Origin of the sequence: Paenibacillus methanolicus (assembly GCF_008124765.1) — a bacterium.
Taxonomy (GTDB): Bacteria; Bacillota; Bacilli; order Paenibacillales; family Paenibacillaceae; genus Paenibacillus_Z; species Paenibacillus_Z methanolicus.
Genome location: NZ_VNHS01000001.1, coordinates 426,743 through 444,851 on the forward strand (window position 1 = coordinate 426,743; position 18,109 = coordinate 444,851).

Annotated in this window: 16 protein-coding genes; 15 read left to right on the forward strand and 1 reads right to left on the reverse strand. The window is 58.9% G+C overall.

All coding sequences use genetic code 11. The features are described from left to right. Positions 1 to 112 precede the first annotated feature (112 nt). From BCM02_RS01555 to BCM02_RS01575, 5 genes are all read left to right on the forward strand, one after another. The gene (locus BCM02_RS01555; protein ID WP_148927295.1) at positions 113 to 1,279 is read left to right on the forward strand and encodes an NAD(P)/FAD-dependent oxidoreductase; all 1,167 of its coding nucleotides are present in this window, start codon (positions 113 to 115) and stop codon (positions 1,277 to 1,279) included. Further along, positions 1,257 to 1,550 carry a hypothetical protein gene (locus BCM02_RS01560; RefSeq protein ID WP_148927296.1) on the forward strand — a complete coding sequence of 98 codons (294 nt, stop codon included), beginning with the start codon at positions 1,257 to 1,259 and terminating at the stop codon, positions 1,548 to 1,550. Before BCM02_RS01555 ends, BCM02_RS01560 begins: the two co-directional genes overlap by 23 nt. Positions 1,551 to 1,675: 125 nt before the next feature. After that, positions 1,676 to 2,641 (forward strand): acetylxylan esterase, encoded by a 966-nt coding sequence (locus BCM02_RS01565; protein WP_148927297.1) that lies wholly within the window; start codon positions 1,676 to 1,678, stop codon positions 2,639 to 2,641. Positions 2,642 to 2,847: 206 nt separating this feature from the next. Then, a complete protein-coding gene (locus BCM02_RS01570; protein WP_148927298.1) occupies positions 2,848 to 5,655 on the forward strand; it encodes a glycoside hydrolase family 2 TIM barrel-domain containing protein in 2,808 nt (935 codons plus the stop codon). 227 nt (positions 5,656 to 5,882) lie between these two features. Further along, complete coding sequence (locus tag BCM02_RS01575) at positions 5,883 to 6,062, forward strand: hypothetical protein (protein ID WP_148927299.1); 180 nt, start codon at positions 5,883 to 5,885, stop codon at positions 6,060 to 6,062. A 496-nt stretch (positions 6,063 to 6,558) separates the two neighbouring features. Here BCM02_RS01575 and BCM02_RS01580 read toward each other — a convergent pair whose 3' ends face one another. Beyond that, positions 6,559 to 7,650: a PRK06851 family protein gene (locus tag BCM02_RS01580; RefSeq protein WP_148927300.1), complete on the reverse strand. Its 1,092-nt coding sequence runs from the start codon at positions 7,648 to 7,650 to the stop codon at positions 6,559 to 6,561. A gap of 355 nt (positions 7,651 to 8,005) precedes the next feature. Here BCM02_RS01580 and BCM02_RS01585 point away from each other — a divergent pair, with 355 nt between their 5' ends. From BCM02_RS01585 to BCM02_RS01630, 10 genes are all read left to right on the forward strand, one after another. Beyond that, on the forward strand, positions 8,006 to 9,034 hold the full coding sequence (locus BCM02_RS01585; RefSeq protein ID WP_148927301.1) for a leucine-rich repeat domain-containing protein: 1,029 nt from the start codon (positions 8,006 to 8,008) through the stop codon (positions 9,032 to 9,034). A gap of 84 nt (positions 9,035 to 9,118) precedes the next feature. Further along, the gene (locus tag BCM02_RS01590; protein ID WP_148927302.1) at positions 9,119 to 10,300 is read left to right on the forward strand and encodes a serine hydrolase domain-containing protein; all 1,182 of its coding nucleotides are present in this window, start codon (positions 9,119 to 9,121) and stop codon (positions 10,298 to 10,300) included. A gap of 140 nt (positions 10,301 to 10,440) precedes the next feature. Then, the gene (locus BCM02_RS01595) at positions 10,441 to 10,635 is read left to right on the forward strand and encodes a hypothetical protein (RefSeq protein ID WP_425466135.1); all 195 of its coding nucleotides are present in this window, start codon (positions 10,441 to 10,443) and stop codon (positions 10,633 to 10,635) included. A gap of 391 nt (positions 10,636 to 11,026) precedes the next feature. Next, positions 11,027 to 12,379, forward strand: coding sequence for an outer membrane protein assembly factor BamB family protein (locus BCM02_RS01600; protein WP_187433955.1), 1,353 nt, complete (start codon positions 11,027 to 11,029; stop codon positions 12,377 to 12,379). A 59-nt stretch (positions 12,380 to 12,438) separates the two neighbouring features. After that, positions 12,439 to 12,654 carry a hypothetical protein gene (locus tag BCM02_RS01605; RefSeq protein WP_246183142.1) on the forward strand — a complete coding sequence of 72 codons (216 nt, stop codon included), beginning with the start codon at positions 12,439 to 12,441 and terminating at the stop codon, positions 12,652 to 12,654. A 231-nt stretch (positions 12,655 to 12,885) separates the two neighbouring features. Continuing rightward, complete coding sequence (locus BCM02_RS01610; protein WP_148927304.1) at positions 12,886 to 13,731, forward strand: STM4015 family protein; 846 nt, start codon at positions 12,886 to 12,888, stop codon at positions 13,729 to 13,731. A gap of 2 nt (positions 13,732 to 13,733) precedes the next feature. Beyond that, entirely contained in the window at positions 13,734 to 14,954 is a 1,221-nt protein-coding gene (locus BCM02_RS01615; protein ID WP_148927305.1) for an STM4014 family protein, read from the forward strand. Between the two features lie 11 nt (positions 14,955 to 14,965). Next, positions 14,966 to 15,742 (forward strand): STM4013/SEN3800 family hydrolase, encoded by a 777-nt coding sequence (locus BCM02_RS01620; RefSeq protein WP_148927924.1) that lies wholly within the window; start codon positions 14,966 to 14,968, stop codon positions 15,740 to 15,742. Between the two features lie 43 nt (positions 15,743 to 15,785). Further along, on the forward strand, positions 15,786 to 17,159 hold the full coding sequence (locus tag BCM02_RS01625) for an STM4012 family radical SAM protein (protein WP_148927306.1): 1,374 nt from the start codon (positions 15,786 to 15,788) through the stop codon (positions 17,157 to 17,159). Further along, on the forward strand, positions 17,156 to 18,040 hold the full coding sequence (locus BCM02_RS01630) for an STM4011 family radical SAM protein (RefSeq protein WP_148927307.1): 885 nt from the start codon (positions 17,156 to 17,158) through the stop codon (positions 18,038 to 18,040). The genes BCM02_RS01625 and BCM02_RS01630 overlap by 4 nt, the downstream gene beginning before the upstream one ends. The last annotated feature ends 69 nt before the right edge of the window (positions 18,041 to 18,109 follow it).

Here is an 18,109-nt window from a genome sequence, read left to right on the forward strand (position 1 = left end):
CCACAACAACGAATAGGCAAACAGCCGGTCAAGCGCAGCGAACGGCTGTTTTTTCTATTTCCACGGGTTCTCGTTATAATGGGAGGAGCGCGCAAGAGAAAGGAATGACAGCATCATGAACGTTATTGTCGTCGGAGCGGGAATCGCCGGCGCATCGACCGCTTATCAACTGGCCAAGCTGGGGGCGGAAGTTCTCGTCATCGATCGGCGGGAAGCCGGACAGGCGACGGACGCGGCGGCCGGCATTATATGTCCCTGGTTATCCCAGCGGCGCAATCAAGCGTGGTACCGGCTGGCGAAGGCCGGCGCGCGATATTACCCCGAATTAATCGAGGAGCTGGAACGCGAAGGCGAAACCAAGACCGGCTATGCCCGGGTCGGGGCGCTAAGCATCCATACCGATTCGGATAAGCTCGGCAAAATGGAAGAGCGTGCCGCGTCGCGCAAAGAAGAAGCCCCGGAGATCGGCACGGTAACGCGGCTGGACGAGCACCAAACGCATGAACGGTTCCCGCTGCTCGCGGAAGCATATGCCTCCGTTCATATTAGCGGCGCCGCCCGCGTGGACGGACGCGAGCTTCGCGATGCGTTGCTGCGATCTGCGGAAAGGAACGGCGCGAAGCGAGTCTATGGCGACGCCAAGCTCGATTACCAAGCGGGCCGCGTGACCGGCGTCACGGTGGAGGCGACTCGCTATGAGGCGGATAAGGTGATCGTGTGCGCGGGCGCTTGGGCCGGCGAGCTGCTGCAACCGTTAGGGCTGGATTTTCAAGTCCGATACCAGAAAGCGCAAATCATGCACCTGCAGCTTGCGGACGAGGCGCTCGAGACGGGCGGATGGCCGGTCGTCATACCGCCGACCGATCAATATGTGCTTGCCTTCGACCATCGGCGGATCGTCATCGGAGCGACGCACGAGAATGACGTGGTTGGCTACGATACGCGCATTACGCCGGGCGGCATGAACGAGATTTTAAGCAAAGGTCTGCCCCTTGCGCCGTCGCTATCGCAGAGCGCGTTCCTAGAAATGAGAGTGGGCTTCCGTCCGTTCACCGCGGATTTCCTGCCGGTCGTAGGCGAAGTTCCGGGCTGGGAGGGACTGCTTGCGGCGAACGGACTAGGCGCGTCCGGATTGACGATGGGCCCCTATATCGGTAGTCAACTTGCAAAGCTCGCGCTCGGGCTTGAACCGGAGATCGACCTTGCGGATTATGATCTGAGCAAAGCGATTACAACCAAGAACGAAGGGACAACCCATGGAGAAACTGAACCGAATTAACATCTTCCGCTATTTTAAGTATTTCGCCATCCCCGTCCTGATCATTTTGGTCGGCGGCTCCTTCTTCCTCCAGTCGAAGACGAATCAGACGACGAAGGCCATTGACGAATATATGGCGCCTTGCTCCGACGTCTCCATCGTCGGCGCGCCGGCGAATCCGTCGACCGTCCGCGCATGCGGCCGAACGTATACCGTCGAGCTGCTTGGTCGCTGGCATCCGTTCCGGAAGGTGAGCGTTAAAGGGAGCGTCGAGCAAAGCGCCGCGTCATAAGGGCAAAACAGAGAAGCACTTTATCCGGCTGGCAGGAAAGCCGGCGGTTCGCGTGGAAATTTACGGTAGCCGACATGAAGAGCCATGGTGCCGGCGCATCAACGCATGTATGGGAGGATCGCCGAATGGGTTATTTGGAAGCTGCCACGGAATCGTTATTTACGTATTTTCCGAAGTTGACGCGCAAGGACGATTTCGACGAGTTCTGGGAAGAGACGATGGAAGCCGCGCGGTCGGTGCCGCTGCGCCCCGTCGTAAACGAGGTGCCGTATCCGGTCAAACACGCGCGCGTCTACGATATTCAGTATAACGGGATGGACGAGACGCCGATTCACGGATGGTATATCGTGCCGACATTCTTGAATAAGCCCCATTACCCGTGTCTCATTCATTACCATGGGTTCTCGGGCAGCCGGGGAGAACCGTCCGAGCTCATGCATTGGGTCATGATGGGCTTCGCGGTCGTGTCCGTCGATTGCCGCGATCAAGGCGGCAAGACGGGCAGCCGAGCGGCGACGACGAGCGGATTCTCCATGAACGTGGCGAGCCGGGGCATCCACGACAAATCGGAATATTACTACCGTTACGTGTACATGGACTGCATGAAAGCGATCGACTTCGCCTGCTCGCGCGACGAGGTGGACGCGTCGAAGATCGTCGTGGAGGGCGGCAGCCAAGGCGGCGCGCTCGCCATGGCGATGGCGGCGCTGGATGACCGTCCGCAGGTCGCCCTCGTGGACGTACCGAGCAACAGCAACCTTGCGCGGCGGGTAGAAGGGCTGCACGGCGCGTTCGCCAGCGCCGCGGAATACATCAAGCGCCATCCGGAGCAGCTCGATCTCGTTCTCGACCAACTCAGTTATTTCGACACGATGAATATGGCGGAACGGATTACGTGCCGCGTGCTCGCTTCCGTCGCGCTGAAGGACGAAATCTGCCCGCCGGAGATGTATTTCGCCACCTACAACCGCATCCCGGGCGAGAAGGAAATTCGGATCTACCCGTTCAACGGCCATGAGGGCGGCGGCGCGTTCCACACCGAGGAGAAGCTGCGCTTCCTTGAGAAGTGGTGCGGGGATTGGTTTGCGTAGCGCCGTCTATGCGTAAGGAATAAGCGATACTGGCAAGAAATCCGCCCGTCGAGGCGGATTTTTCATTTTCCCGCCGTGACTGCGCGTATCGCCGTCTTCACCAATTTTGCATGGAGAAATCGACTAAATTGCGCGGTATTTTCGCCCCGTCCGGCCATGATATAGTAGTCGCATTCAAGCCGATATCTGACAGAGGACGTGAAACGATGATTGCAAAGATCGACCTGGACGGCGTATGGGAGCTTCAATTGGACGGAGAGAAGCAAGGCCGCCGGCTGCCGATGAACGATACGATCGCGCTGCCCGGCACCACCTCGTTCGCCAAGAAAGGGGTGTCCAGCGAAGTGGAGCATGCCGACTGCCTGACCGACGAATATGCATTCGAAGGCTGGGCGTGGTACGCGCGCGCGTTCGACGTTCCGGAAGAACTGGCCGGAACGAACGCGATGCTGTACCTGGAGCGCACCCGCGTGACGACCGTCTGGATCGACGGTGAAGAGCTTGGCACGCAGAACAGTCTTAGCGCGCCGCATGTATATCGCTTGCCGAATTCGTTGACGCCCGGCGCCCATACGATCACGATTCGGGTGGACAACACGGATTACCCGACCAAAGGCGGACATATGACGTCCCGCGATACGCAGACGAATTGGAACGGCATTACGGGCCGGATCGAGCTGCAATTTTATGGCGCCGCTCAGGTGGAGAACATCACGACCTATCCGAACGTCGAGAGCAGGACGGTCACCGTCAAAGGCACGCTGGTCGGCGCCGAGGAAGCCTTGCTCGACGTATCGGCAGTTAGCTTCAACGCATCGCGCGAACATGCGCCGGAACCGCGCTCGTATCCGGTCAACGCCGGGGAGTTCGAGGTCGTCTATCCGTTAGGCGCAGATGCGCTGCTCTGGAGCGAGTGGGAACCGAGCCTGTACAAGCTGCGGCTAGCGGCGAAGCAAGAGGAATCGCCGGCGAACGGGTACGAGCTGACGCTCGGCCTGCGCGAATTCAAGGCGGAAGGCGGCTCGTTCACGATCAACGGCGCGAAGACGTTCCTGCGGGGCAAGCACGACGGTCTCATCTTCCCGCTGACGGGCTTCGCGCCGACGACGGTCGAAGAATGGGCGCGCGTGCTCGAGATCGCGAAGTCGTACGGCATCAACCACTACCGGTTCCATACCTGCTGTCCGCCCGAGGCGGCTTTCGAAGCCGCGGATCGTCTCGGGATCTACATGGAGCCGGAGCTGCCGTTCTGGGGCACGGTGACGGACGAGACGTACGAGAATCACAATGAAGCGGAACAGCAATATTTGATTCAGGAAGGGTACCGCATGCTGGAGGCGTTCGGCAACCACCCGTCGTTCGTCATGATGTCGCTCGGCAACGAGCTGTGGGGCAGCAAGGAACGAGTCGACGGCATCTTGAAGGACTACAAGGCGTTCGATAACCGTCCGTTGTATACGCAAGGATCGAACAACTTCCAATGGGTGCCGGTCATCCTCGAGCACGAAGACTTCTTCTGCGGCGTACGCTTCTCGAAGGACCGGCTGTTCCGGGGCTCGTACGCGATGTGCGACGCGCCGCAAGGCCACTTGCAGACGGGGCCGCAAGGCACGATGATCGATTATGACGACCAGATCATCCCGCCGGTCCTGACGGACGGCTCGGCAAGCCGCGGGCAATCGGACGGCGGCGAGATTCAAATTCAATACGGCACCGAAGCGAAGACCGTCCAAGCGGATGCGGCCGAGGGCGTTATCGTACCGCAAGTTCCGGTCGTCTCGCACGAGATCGGACAGTATCAGACGTACCCGGATTTTAACGAAATCGCGAAGTATACGGGACCGCTCAAGGCGCGCAATTTCGAGTTGTTCAAGCAGCGGCTCGAGGAGAAGGGACTCGACCATCTCGCCGAGAAATACCATGCGTACTCCGGACGCGTCGCGGTTGAAGCCTACAAGGAAGAGCTAGAGGCGGCGTTCCGCACGAAGCATCTGGCCGGTTTCCAGCTGCTCGATCTGCAGGACTTCAGCGGACAAGGAACGGCGCTCGTCGGCGTGCTGGACGCGTTCATGGATTCCAAAGGGCTGGTCTCGCCGGAGGAGTGGCGGACGTTCTGTTCGGATGCCGTGCTGCTGGCGCGATTCCCTTCGTATAACTATGCGGCGGGCGAACGGTTCGAGGCGGCGATTCAGCTCCGTTACATGCGGCCGCAGCCGTTGTCGGAGTTCACGCTGCATTGGGAGCTGACGGCGGGCAATGATCGTCTCGCAAGCGGCGATATGGCGGCCTCCGCGCTTAACGCCGGCGATTTCATCGACATCGGCCGGATCAGTTTCGAGCTGCCGGGCGTGCCTGCGATGACGAAGGCGTCGCTTCGTCTCCGCATCGTCGGGACGGATATCCGGAAGTCGTATGACCTATGGATCTATCCGAGCGGAGTCGTGGCCGACAAGAGCGGCGTGCATCTATTCGAGGAATTGACGGACGAAGCGGCGGACTTGCTGGCCAATGGCGAGCGCGTCGTCGTCATGCCGAAGCCGGATCGGCTCGCGAACGCGATCGAAGGCACGTATTGCGTCGACTTCTGGTGTTATCCGATGTTCCGTTCGATCTCCGAGAGCATGAACAAGCCTGTTCCGGTCGGCACGATGGGGCTCTCGATCGACCATGAGCACCCGGCGTTCGGGCATTTCGCGAGCGAACCTCATTCCACCGAGCCATGGCGGCACATCGTCTCGCATTCGCGGTCGATTATTCTCGACGGCACGGACAAGGCGCTGCAGCCGATCGTGCAGACAATCGACAACTTCGAGCGCAATCATAAGCTCGGCATGATGTTCGAATGCAAGGTCGGATCGGGTTCCTTGCTCGTCTGCGCGCTCGATGCCCAGCGTGTCGGCGAGACGACGGAGGGCCGGCAGTTCCTTCATAGTTTGTTCGAATATGCGAAATCGGAGGCGTTCAAGCCAAGCGCGGAGCTGGAATTGGCTCAAGTACGGGATTTACTGCGATAAACGAGTACGTCCATATGCGATGCAAAAGACGACCGCGTTCGGTTAAGCCGAAAGCGCTCGTCTTATTGGTGACGCGGCCTTAATCCGCATCTCGCAAGCAATGTCATCATTCGGAACGACCGCGATGACAAAAGTAATGACGTGGCGTAACTTCCGCCAGGCTAGCGGTTCCTCTATGATAGAACCAGAAAGCACGAAAAACTTGCTTATGGATTGGAGGAATCGCTATGATGGCAAATGCGGTAATGGCGACGCCAGCCATGCGGCGGATCGCGCTGTTCCTATTCGCGGCGCTCGCGGCAGTACTTGTCGTGCTGGCAGTCGCGGCGCTTCAGCCGCCTGCAGCCGATGACGGCGCGGAAGTGGCGCGACGCATCATTGTGTATCAGACGACGAGCGCGGCTTAGTTCGTCCGCTGCCGGAACGCTCTGCGCAGCATGCCGATCGACTGCGGTCAGATCAAATTTCGCCTCGCAATGCCGCCTCTCCAACGATCATGTGAAAATCCGCTCCTTGCAGCGGATTTTTTTCTTTGGTCCCAAACAAGACGAAATTCACTCCCATCCGGGATTTGAACTGGTATGGCTGCAGGGCGGCGCGGCCCAATATGTGTTCGAGGATAAAATTTACTCGTGAACGAAGCCCGCAAGCAGCTGACCGACGAGGAAGCGGCCAAGTGGACGATCGCGAACGTGCTGAAGGGATGGAATCCGGAAGAGGGCTAAGCGGCTCGCGCAACTGTTGTCCGTATTGAACTCGATTCGCGGTCGGCTAAACCTATGACATGGGATTCACGCAATAACGGCGCCACGGGTTATAACCCTGTGGCGCCGATTGACGTTGTCATCGATGACGAGGTTCGCACACCTTATGGCGCGCGAGAAAAAACGGCCAGCTCGGCGCTTACGGCTCAAGCAGGTTATCGAGTTCAGCCTGCAGCCGCGCCTGAACGGTCTCGATGACGGAGAAGTCCACGGCTGAGGCGTAGATGCTTTTGATTTGCGCGTCGAACTGCTCGGCTGCCGTCAAAAAAGCGGTGGCTTCCTGCATTTGCGCCCCGTATCGCGCTTGAATCGCGGCGAGTTCCGCGGCATAATTCTCGTCGGTCCCGGGCGTCATGGCAAGCGCATACATGTCGAGGATCTCGTCTCCGTCCCGATCCGGGAAATATTCATGCGGCGCCGTGCTGTCGAAGATGGCGGTGCTTAGATCGGGAAAAATCAACATATCGAGGCTATTCGGATCTAACCCGCAATGGAATACGCGAATGTCGATGCCTTTCTTCTCCGCCGCGTCGGCGAGCTTTTTCAGCAGGGTGGATTTTCCCGAGCCGGGTCTGCCCTTGATAAATATCCGCCGCTGGAGCGAAGCCGTTAAACCGGGAATGAAATCGACCGCGCCTTTCGGCGTCGCCGCGCCGAAAAACAAACGGCGCCGAACGACCGGCGTTTCGTTCTCATGTCCCTCGAACAGCCGTCCGATCAATTGACGCGCGATCGCGTCCGCTTTCTCGAAATCCATGCTGTCGATATAATAACGCTCCCATTCGTCGTGGATCCGAAGCGCGGCATGATACCCTTCATAAGCGTTGGCGTACGCTACGGCAAGCTTCTCCTCTAGGCTTTGGATCGTCTCCAGATGCCGGGATAGAAGGCTTTGGTCGATCGCATCTCCGAAGTCTACCGGAATGACGACCTGCGCGATCTGATCCGTGATCCCCTCGCTGACGCGGCCATCGACTACCCCGAACTTCAACCCCGTGGCAATGAGTCCATCCAACTCGTCGGGTCGAAGAGGGGAATGGAAGTATTCCAGCTGCTGGCCTTGTTCCGCCAAGCGGTCGGCCAATCCTCGGATAAGCGTCGACTTTCCCGTTCCGGGCGGACCTGTAAGGACATAAAGCCGATTCAGCCCTTGAAAGGCGGATGCATGCAAGAAATGGGCGCCGCGAGCGGTATTGCCGCGGACAAAGTAGTGAAAGGATTTCGGGGTCAACCTGAACACTCCTTTGCGCTTGCGGAGAGTCGTCATGCCCAGCCTCGGGAGGAAGCGACCGTCCGAATAAGCGTTCGTGGGATATATGCCTACGAGTACTATATGCCATGACGTGTCAGGTGTGCTTGCGATTGCTTGCCAATTTGCGCGATGACGGTTCATGAGCGGGTGATGAAGATTCGGCGTATTAATCCGCAGATTCGGCTGATGTTTTATATGAAACGGAGCAGATTTTGGATTGACGCTACTATAAGTTGGTAGCAGAATGGACAAAGAGCATGGAAGTGTCCATACATTCAAATAAGCATAGCGCGCCTCTACCGGCGTTCTATTAATAAGGAGTGGTTGAACGTCTATGTACGAGCACGTATCGCGCGATCGCATTCAGGTTGACAACACGTTGACCGACGATGAGATCGGCGAGTTGACCCAAGATCCGGAGCTCGTTTATCTGCAGTTCTCGGAACCGTTCGAGGGATCGCGGTTGGACGCATTGAACGATCGCTTTTTCGCCGTTCGTCCGGACGTATGGCTGCGCGTATTCGGGCATTATGGCGCCGCGCCCGATATGAGCTTTCTGGATCGCATGACGCATGTAACGAAATTATCGCTGGATTGTCTAACGGAAGCGGCGAACTTGGATGCGATCGCGCGGTTGAGCAAGTTGCGGGCGCTTAAGCTCGATATCTATTCGCTGCCTAATTTGGAAGCGCTGTACGCCATTCCCGATTCGCTCGAATACCTGCATGTCGGCAAGACGAAATCGAAGAAGCCGGATCTCTACGCCATTCAACGGTTCAGCCAATTGAAGACGCTGGAGCTGTTCGGCCAGAACAAAAACATCGACGCGATGCGGTATTTATCCCGGCTGGAGACGGTTGCGCTCGGTTCAACGACGCTTGAAGACGCGAATGCGCTGGCCCAGCTGCCGCGGCTTCGATCGCTGGAGCTCTCGAACCTCGGACTGCGGGACATGAGCGGTCTTGCGGAACTAAAGGGACTGCGGCGGCTCAAGCTTTGGAACGTAAAGCTGCCGGGAGAACTCGCGTTTATCTCGGGCTTGCGCGACTTGCAAGAATTGACGTTGGACGCGATGTCGGCGATCGAGGAACTGCCCCCGCTGTCGAGCTTACATGCATTGCGAAGCGTCCGGCTCGAGAATCTGAAGAACCTGAAGGGGTTGGACGAACTTGAAGGCGCGCCGGCTTTAGAAGCGTTCGCGCACTATCATGTCGGGAAAATGAATCCGGAGGATTACCTGTCCGTTCTTCGGAACCCGAACGTCCGGCGCGTAAATATCGGCTTTCCATCAGGGAAGAAATACGAAGCTTTCGAACAACTGGCGCTTGCTCACGGAAAAATACCGCGAAGCTGGTACGACTAAGCTGCCGAGCGGCAGCTGTCCGCGAATTTTCTCTACCGCAAGCGTTCGTACACACTCATTCGTCAACCATAGGAGATGGCAAGCATGCTGGGTCAAACCGCAATCCGTCAAATCAAAGCCGCCTTAAGAGCGGGCATCGACAACCGGGAGGTAGCGGGCGGCAACCTGCTTCTGATCCAAGACGGGCAGGAAGCGTTCTACCACGAGGACGGCTTCGCCGATGTAGAAGCCGGTATTCCGATCGCCAGAAACTCGATATTTCGCTTGTATTCGATGACCAAGCCGGTCACCGCGGCAGCCGTCATGATCTTGCTGGAGCGAGGCTTGATCGACCTGCTCGATCCGGTGAGCCAATACTTACCTGGCTTTCGCGATCAACGTGTCGCGGCGGACGGCGCGCTTGTGCCGGTCCGCCGCGACATGAACATCCGCGATTTGCTGACCATGACCTCGGGCTTGACCTATGGGGGCGATCATCGTGCGGGGCGAGAGACGGCTTCGCTCTTCCGGGAGATCGAGTCGGAACTGCTCGGCGAGCGCCCGATCGGCACCGTCGACGCGATGAGCCGGCTAGGCCAATGCGCGCTCGTCTTCCAGCCGGGCGCGTCCTTCGCTTACGGGACGTCGGCGGACGTGCTGGGCGCGATCGTGGAAGTGGCAAGCGGCATGCGGTTCGGCGACTTCCTGCGGCAGGAGCTGTTCGAACCGCTCGGCATGCGGGATACCGGATTCTGGCTGCCCGAGAACAAGAGAAGCCGACTCGCGAAGACGTATGCGGACGACGGGCGAGGCGATCTGGCGCTATACGAAGGGAACCATCTGGGCATCGTGCATCACATGGACCGCGATCCCGCTTTCGAATCCGGCGGCGCGGGACTGGCGTCGACGATCGACGATTATGCCCGATTCGCGACCATGTTGATGAATGAGGGAAGCTTGGAAGGCAACCGGATCTTGCGGCCGAAGACGGTGCGCCATCTCGCGTCGGCCGGCTTGACGCCTTCGCAGCGTCAGACCTTCAACAAGGACTGGCATTCGCTTCAAGGCTATAGCTATGGCAATCTCATGCGCGTGCTGACGGACGTCGGACAAGGAGGCGGACTGGGCTGCGAAGGGGAGTACGGCTGGGATGGCTGGTTAGGCGCTTATTTCTGCAATTGCCCCGCGGAGCGGCTGACCTTCCTGTTCATGATTCAGAAGAAGGATGCGGGTACGACGTCGCTTACTAGGAAGCTGCGCAATATTGTGCTCGGTTCGCGTGATTAGATTCCGACTGCGATGTGATAAGAAGCGTTTGGAAAGGATGTTCGCCGGGAATCAGCGTCTGAGCGGTATATAGTTAACGAATAACGACAAAGAGCCGCAGCGATGCGGCTCTTTGCCATGCGATGGAATCTTCGTCGGCGATGCCCAACCTTTTTCTGGCTTACGCGGTCTATGAATATTCGGCGCTGCTGAGCATGTGCGACGCGTACCTCGGTCAAGTGCTGGATCTATTCGACCGATACGAGCTTTGGAACGATACGCTCCTGATCGTGAACACGGATCACGGATTCATGCTCGGCGAGCATCAATGGTGGAAAAAAAGGCGTAGCGGCTGAGAATCGCGGCGTTCATGACAGACGGCGTTTTGATCTGGTGCGGCGACTTGTGACTGCTTGGACGAAATGGGGAAATCGACTGCTCTAGCAACGGTGAACAACCTCCCCCTTTAATCGATGACTGTGGAGCGCTTTGATACGCAGCTTCCCACTCATGACTACATATCTCGAGAAATGCAATTCGGAATTCAAGGCCGGCATACGGGTATACCCTGCATGCCGGTTTTTTGCTGCGTTGTTCAAGTTGATGATCGATGCCGCCGCGAGCGGCTAAACTATCGGATTCCATATTTTGCAACTTTCGGGCGATGATTGCGTCTGATGGAGTGGGGCTCGCCTGACCGGGCACCAACTTATGATCGAGATGACGAGAAGGTGCGTGATGCGAAGCATGAAGCGAGTATCGATACATAAAATGATTGCGACCGGGGCGGCGTTAGCGCTGATCGGCACGGGACTCTTGGGGAATGCGGACCCGACGCTCGCAGAGCAGCCGGTTCTCTCGCAATCTTCCTCGATCGCGGTCGAGACGGTCGCGCAGGCAAAGCCGGCATGGAGCATTCCGCTCGCGACGTTCAGCGAGTCGGGATGGACGCGAACGGCCGCGATCGCCGAGGAAGGGCGCGTGTTCGCGCTTATCGGCAGCGGTCAGCTGGCAGCGTATGACGGCGCGAACGGCAAGCGGTTGTGGACGTTCGGTAAGAGCCTGAAGCCGCTGCTAACGTATGATCAAGGCATGATCTACGGTCTTGCCGCTGACGGTTCAGTCTACGCGGTGACGTCTGACGGCACGCGGAAGTGGGCTTCGGCCATCGGCGCCAAGGAGGCGGTACGAATTACCGTAACGGGCGACACCGTCTATGTCATGCAAAATCTCGTCTTCTATGCGCTTGAGAAGGCGACGGGCAATCTGCGGTGGAAGGTGGTCAAGAAGGTGGAAGAGTATTACCTCGCCGGCTACCCGGAAGTGTGGGAGACCCAAGACGTTGTACTGCGCAAGTATTACGTGGATGGCGTCCACTCGTCGAATCAGATTAATGCGTTCGATAAGACGACGGGCAAGATGTTATGGAGTTCTCCGGACATTTACGATTTGCTAGATATTAGAGAAAGTCGCATCTACGTTACGCCGGACTTATTCATGCGGGACGATCTGTCAAGCAGCTACGTGACCATCTTGGCGCTAGAGGTGAAGACAGGTAAAATCACGCAGCAGCGAGTATACAAATGGACGCCGCAAGCCACTCCGCAAAACCCGTCCGGCAGCGGAGGCAACAGAGGCACCGCTTTTATAGACGGGGACGCGCTCTATATTTATCAGGACAACATCATCGCGCAATACGACTTCGCTGACTATCAGCCGGATAGCAAACCGGTCAAGCGCTGGAATTCGCCCGATCCGAACCAGTATTTCCCGCTCTACAAGCTGCATCAAGGACGATTGCTGTACCAGAACCAGCACGATAACGTCATCGGCATGCTGAAAACGGCCAACGGCGGGTTCCTCCGGACGACGTATGGGGTGAACGTCGTGCAGACTGATTTATACGGGAACGGATTATACCTGGGTCTGGCTGACGGCACGCTCAAGGCTTATGATTACATCACGTTAAAACCGGTGTTCTCCGTCAAAGCGGGCGCCGGAAATTTCGAATCGACGTTAAAGTCAGGCAGCATGCTCTACGTGCGATCCGGCGGGAAGATGTTGGCGGTGAAGCTGCCGGCGAACTTGACCAAGAGCTAGATGGGAGAGTATGGTCTCGCGAAAATTAGCGGGTTCTGTGATACGAGGAGGGATGCGCTGTGAGCAAAGATGCAGCAATGCCGGATACTGCCCCTTGTAAGCGATGCGGAGGCGCGTCTTTCGGAGAAGGCAAGGTCATTGGGGAAGGCCGCGTATATCCCGTTCGTGCTTTCATGTTGATCGGCGGGTCGGATCTGCTGCTGGTATTTTGCCTGGATTGCGGCGAAGTGGCTTCCACGAGAGTTAAGCATCCGGAGAAGTTCCACAACCATTAAGCCGCTCGCGCGAGTCCTCCCATAATAGTCGACAGCCCCGCGGCGCGACGGCCGTCGCGATCCGGCATCCGGTCAAGGCTACTGCGCGGCAGGGTCTATTTGTCATAAAGCTCTCGTTATTCATCTTGTTGAGCGATTGACGGGTTCTACCGCAAATGATAGGTTAATTTTGGAACTATGCAACCCACGACGATAGCTGAATTCGATACTAATCATACCGGAGGTAGGGACATGTCCGAGAAGAAGCTGGCGATCGAATACGATCAATATGAGAACGGCGAGAAAATAGAGGATTTGCTGGAGGCGCTGGCGGCCAGCCCGGATAGCAAATCGTTGACGAGTCTGATCATCGGCGATTGGGGCGGCTCGTACGAGAACGATTCGAGTCCGGTCGTCGAGACGCTCGTCCGTCTGCGCGGCGAATTTCCCGCCTTGCGCAAGCTGTACATCGGGGACATGACGTTCGAGGAATGCGAGGTGTCCTGGATTAATCAGTCGAATCTCGGTCCGCTCCTCGAAGCGTTTCCCGAGCTGACGTCGCTCACGATCAAAGGCAGCACGGGACTTGCGCTGGACCCGGCCCGGCACGAGAAGTTGGAGGAGCTGATCATTATTTGCGGCGGACTCGGCAAGGACGTGCTGGCGAGCATCGGCGAAGGTCATTTTCCCAAGCTGAACAAGCTGGAGCTATACCTCGGCGTGGATAACTACGGTTTCGACGGCGGCTTGCAGGACGTGATGCCGCTGATCGAGCCCGGCAAATTCCCGGAGCTCATCTATCTGGGCTTGAAGGACAGCGAGATTCAGGACGAAATCGCGATCGCGGTCGCGGATGCCCCGATTCTGGATCAGCTGCATACGCTCGACTTGTCGATGGGGACGCTGTCCGACAAAGGCGCCGAGGCGCTGCTCGCGAGCGATCGCGTGCGGAAGCTGAAGCATCTCGATTTGAGCTATCATTATATGTCGGACGAAACGGTCGAGCGCTGGCAGGCTTCGGGCCTTAGCGTCGACGTCAGCGAGCAGCAGGAGAGCGACGATGAGGACGATTGGCGTTATCCGGCGCTCACGGAGTAGCGATGGATCCGATGATTATCGTCGGCAACCCCGACAATAAACGGACGCGCGGCGTGCAAGAAGCAAGGCTGGCGGCGGGATTGCCTCCCGCCGTCGTCTTGCCGTATTTGGAGCTGCTGAAGGGGAAGTCGATCGCGGAGCAAGTCGCGATGACAGAGGCATTCGCGAACGATCGCGCGCCGCTGATCCGGATTGACGCGCCGGGCGAAGATTTCGAGGTGGAACGTTGCCTCATCGCCCTTGGCGCGCCGGATGCCGAGGACCAGGACGACCGGCTATTGCCGCTCGGGGAGCTCGACGCAGCGCAACCGCTCAGCGTGCAAGCGGCGGGCCGGTTACGCGAGCATCCCGGGCAGCTCTATCATCCGTCCCAATGGTACCGCGGCTATACGCGGCTGCTCGCCACAATCGAGCGGGACGCGAAGATGCTGTGGCCCGAGGCGCGGTACGTGAACGAACCCTCGGCCATCGCGGGCATGTTCGACAAGCGGTACACGCATCGGGTCATGACGGAAGCCGGCGTGCCGGTCCCGAGACGGCTGGCGGATCCCGCGGAGCTGCCCGATTACGAGGCGCTGCGCGAGACGATGCGGGCACGGCGGATGCCGCGCGTCTTCGTCAAGCTGGCGACCGGCTCCGGCGCGTGCGGTATCGTCGCCTATCAGGTGAATCCGGCGACCGGCGCGGAGATCGCGATCACGACGATCGGCATAGAGAACTACGTCGCGAAGCCGCCGGTCTACTATAACGCGCTGAAGCCGCGCCGATACACGGACTCTGTCTTGATCCGGCAGGTTATCAATTGGCTGCTGCGTCACGGCGCGCATGCGGAGCAGTGGATCGCGAAGGCGTCCGTGAATGATCGGCCGTTCGATATCCGCCAGCTGGTCGTCGGCGGCGAGGCGTGCCACGGTCTAGCCCGGATCAGCCGCACGCCGTTTACGAATTTGCATCTAAGAAGCGAACGCCGATCGCTAGATGCGATGGGGCTGAGGTCGGAGTTGGTACAATCGGTCCGGGAGATCGCCGAGCGGGCGACGGCGGCTTTCGCCGGCGCGTCGATCGCGGGCGTGGACGTCTTGCTGTCCGCCGGTTCGCTTCGGCCTTACGTCCTCGACGTCAATCCGTTCGGCGATCTGCTGTACCGCGTCGCGCACGAAGGGCTCGGCACCTATGAATGGGAACTCAGGAAGCTTGCGCGGCTAGAGGAGATGAAGGCTTGACCAGTCTGGTTATGAACCAGATCGTCGGATCGCACGATCTGGTGATGATTACGCTCGATACGCTTCGGTACGACGCCGCCGTGCTGGAAGAGGCGAACTGCCCGAACCTCTGCCGAGACGGCGGATGGGAGAAGCGCCATACGCCGGGCAGCTTTACTTATGCGGCGCACCATGCGTTCTTCGGCGGTTTCCTGCCGACGCCGGCAACGACGGATAAATCGCGGCACGTTCGCCTGTTTCATTCCGCGAATACGGGACTGCGCACGCATCCGAGCACGTGGCTGTTCGATACGCCGGATCTCGTCTCCGGACTGCAAGCGGAAGGTTACCGGACGATCTGCATCGGAGGCGTTATTTTTTTCACGAAGAAAGTGCCGCTCGCCAAGGTGCTGCCCGGTTATTTCCAGGAAAGCTACTGGCGGATGACCTTCGGCGTCACGAACCCGCGCTCGACCGAGCATCAAGTGAACCACGCCTTGAAGCTGCTGGCGAAGACGCCCGAGACGGAGCGGCTCTTCCTGTTCCTGAACGTATCGGCGATTCACGGGCCGAATCATTATTTCGTGCCCGGCGCGAAGCGCGATTCGGTCGACACGCAGCGGGCGGCGCTGCGTTATGTCGACGGCGAGCTCGGGCGGCTGTTCGATGCGCTGAAGGAACGCGAGCGGCCCGTGTTCTGCATGGCGTTCTCCGATCACGGCACCGCTTACGGAGAAGACGGCTACGAAGGTCATCGGCTGGCGCACGAGGTCGTCTGGAACGTGCCGTATCGGGAGTTTATTCTATGATCGAACGACAGCGACGATCGCAACTTAAGAGGGGAGGCCATGCATGAACACGAAACGACGAACGATGCCAAGCGCGCCGGATGCGAGCAGGGAAGCGGACCGTCTGCGCGCGCGGCTGACAGCTGACCCTTACCGATCCTATTTGTACGCCTATCCGCACAAAACGGCTTACCGTCCCTTCGATGAGCCGATTCGCCTCGAACAGCTGTGGGAGGGCGAACCGGCGGAGACGTTCTTTCTCTACATGCATATCCCGTTCTGCGGCGCGCGCTGCGGATTCTGTAATCTATTCACGCTACCGGACAAAAGCGCGGACGCGCATGAGCAGTACGTGGACGCGCTGGAGAGGCAAGCGAAGCAATGGGCTCCGTTCGCGAAGCGCCGTCCCTTCTCCCGGTTCGCGATCGGCGGCGGCACGCCGACGCTGCTCGCCCCGCGGCAGCTGGAGCGCTTATTCGAGATCGCCACGGAACGACTGGACGTCGACCTCGATCTTGTCTCCATCTCGGTCGAGACGTCGCCGGAGACGGTGAACCGGGAGCGGCTGGCCATCTTGCGGGAGAATCGGGTGGACCGCGTCAGCATGGGCATCCAAAGCTTCGTTGAAGCCGAGGCTGCCGCCATCTACCGGCCGCAGAAACCGGACGAGGTCGAGCGCGCCTTGACGCTGCTTCGCGCGTACGATTTCCCGATTCTGAATCTCGATTTGATCTACGGCTTGCCCGGTCAGACCGTGGATTCCTGGCTCTATTCGCTCGAGCGCGCGCTCGCTCACGACCCCGAGGAGATCTTCCTCTATCCGCTCTACACGCGGGAGCATACGATCGTGAAGCCTTCTCAGGTCAAGGAGAGCGGGACGGACATTCGAATGGCCTGCTACCTCGCGGCGCGGGAGCGTCTCCTGGCGGCCGGTTATCGGCAGTATTCCATGCGCAGGTTCGCCAAAGCCGCTATAGCATCGGACAAAACGTTGCTGCCCTACGACTGCCAGGAGGAAGGGATGGTCGGGCTCGGCTGCGGCGCCCGCTCATATACCCGCGACGTGCATTACGCGTCTCGGTATGCCGTCGGCCGAAAGGCAACGGCGAGCATTATCGCCGATTACGTGCAGGCCGAACGTTACGATACGGCCGATTACGGGATCGTGCTGAACCGGGAGGAACTGCGCCGGCGGTATATTTTGAAGGCGATCCTGCATGCCGAGGGGCTGGAGTTGTCGAGCTATTCGACGCGGTTCGGCTCGGCGGCGATCGACGATTATGTCGAGCTTGGCCTGCTCGCGGAAGCGGGATTAGCGGTATTCGAGGCCGGACGATTGAAGCTGACGGTTGCGGGACTGGCGTTGTCGGACGCAATCGGCGATTGGTTCATAACGCCCGACATCCGGGCGCGGATGGAAGGATTCGAGATGCGATGAAGGCCGTCCTATATTACCGGGGAAGTCTATCGTCTTGTAATTACGATTGTCCGTACTGCCCCTTTAGCAAAAACAAAGACAGCGCCGCGACGCTGGCGAAGGACCGCGACCAAGTGCGCGCGTTCGTGGAATGGGTGAAGGCGCAGCAGCCTGCCGGCCATCGGCTGTCGGTCTTCTTCAACCCCTATGGAGAAGGGCTGATACACCGCTGGTACCGGGAAGCGATGGTCGAGCTGTCCCATCTGGCGCACGTCGATAAAGTAGCCATTCAGACGAATCTGTCGGCGAAGCTCGATTGGACGGACCGGCTGAACCGCGAGACGGGGGCGTTCTGGGCAACGTATCACCCCGGACAGACGGACGAAGCGAGCTTCATCCGTCAATGCTTGCGGCTGCATGAGCGGGGCATTCCGCTGAGCGTCGGCACGGTCGGCGTGCGCAGCGCGTTCGACGCCATTGCTTCGCTAAGGCGAGCGCTGCCCTCCGAGCTGTATCTGTGGGTGAACGCATATAAGGATAAGACGGACTATTACGCGGAGGCGGACCTCGTCTTCCTGCGCGATATCGATCCGCTGTTCGATCTGAACGCGGCCGACTACGAGAGCGCGGGCAAACGGTGCGGCGCCGGACAGGACGTCTTCTACGTGCAGGGACCGGGCTTGGTGAAACGCTGCTACAAGGACCGCCAAGTAATCGGGCATCTGTACCGCGAAGGGCTGGAAGGGCTGGCGCGGGAACGGCTATGCCGGATGAACGCCTGCGACTGCTACATCGGCTATATCCACATGCCCGATTTGAACTTGCGCGACACATATGGCGACAGGCTGCTGGAGCGGATCGCGAAACCGGCGGCGCGCGTAATAGACGGGACTGCCCGCTGAAGCGTGCGCTTTGAACCGCCGTATACCGATTTTCGTGCGCCGATCCAGCCGAAACATAGGAGTGATAGA

Coding starts and splice junctions, on each gene's coding strand:
- BCM02_RS01560 (WP_148927296.1), top strand. CDS start 1,257: ATGGAGAAACTGAACCGAATTAACATCTTCCGCTATTTTAAGTATTTC.
- BCM02_RS01565 (WP_148927297.1), top strand. CDS start 1,676: ATGGGTTATTTGGAAGCTGCCACGGAATCGTTATTTACGTATTTTCCG.
- BCM02_RS01570 (WP_148927298.1), top strand. CDS start 2,848: ATGATTGCAAAGATCGACCTGGACGGCGTATGGGAGCTTCAATTGGAC.
- BCM02_RS01575 (WP_148927299.1), top strand. CDS start 5,883: ATGATGGCAAATGCGGTAATGGCGACGCCAGCCATGCGGCGGATCGCG.
- BCM02_RS01585 (WP_148927301.1), top strand. CDS start 8,006: ATGTACGAGCACGTATCGCGCGATCGCATTCAGGTTGACAACACGTTG.
- BCM02_RS01590 (WP_148927302.1), top strand. CDS start 9,119: ATGCTGGGTCAAACCGCAATCCGTCAAATCAAAGCCGCCTTAAGAGCG.
- BCM02_RS01595 (WP_425466135.1), top strand. CDS start 10,441: ATGCCCAACCTTTTTCTGGCTTACGCGGTCTATGAATATTCGGCGCTG.
- BCM02_RS01600 (WP_187433955.1), top strand. CDS start 11,027: ATGAAGCGAGTATCGATACATAAAATGATTGCGACCGGGGCGGCGTTA.
- BCM02_RS01610 (WP_148927304.1), top strand. CDS start 12,886: ATGTCCGAGAAGAAGCTGGCGATCGAATACGATCAATATGAGAACGGC.
- BCM02_RS01615 (WP_148927305.1), top strand. CDS start 13,734: ATGGATCCGATGATTATCGTCGGCAACCCCGACAATAAACGGACGCGC.
- BCM02_RS01620 (WP_148927924.1), top strand. CDS start 14,966: ATGAACCAGATCGTCGGATCGCACGATCTGGTGATGATTACGCTCGAT.
- BCM02_RS01625 (WP_148927306.1), top strand. CDS start 15,786: ATGAACACGAAACGACGAACGATGCCAAGCGCGCCGGATGCGAGCAGG.
- BCM02_RS01630 (WP_148927307.1), top strand. CDS start 17,156: ATGAAGGCCGTCCTATATTACCGGGGAAGTCTATCGTCTTGTAATTAC.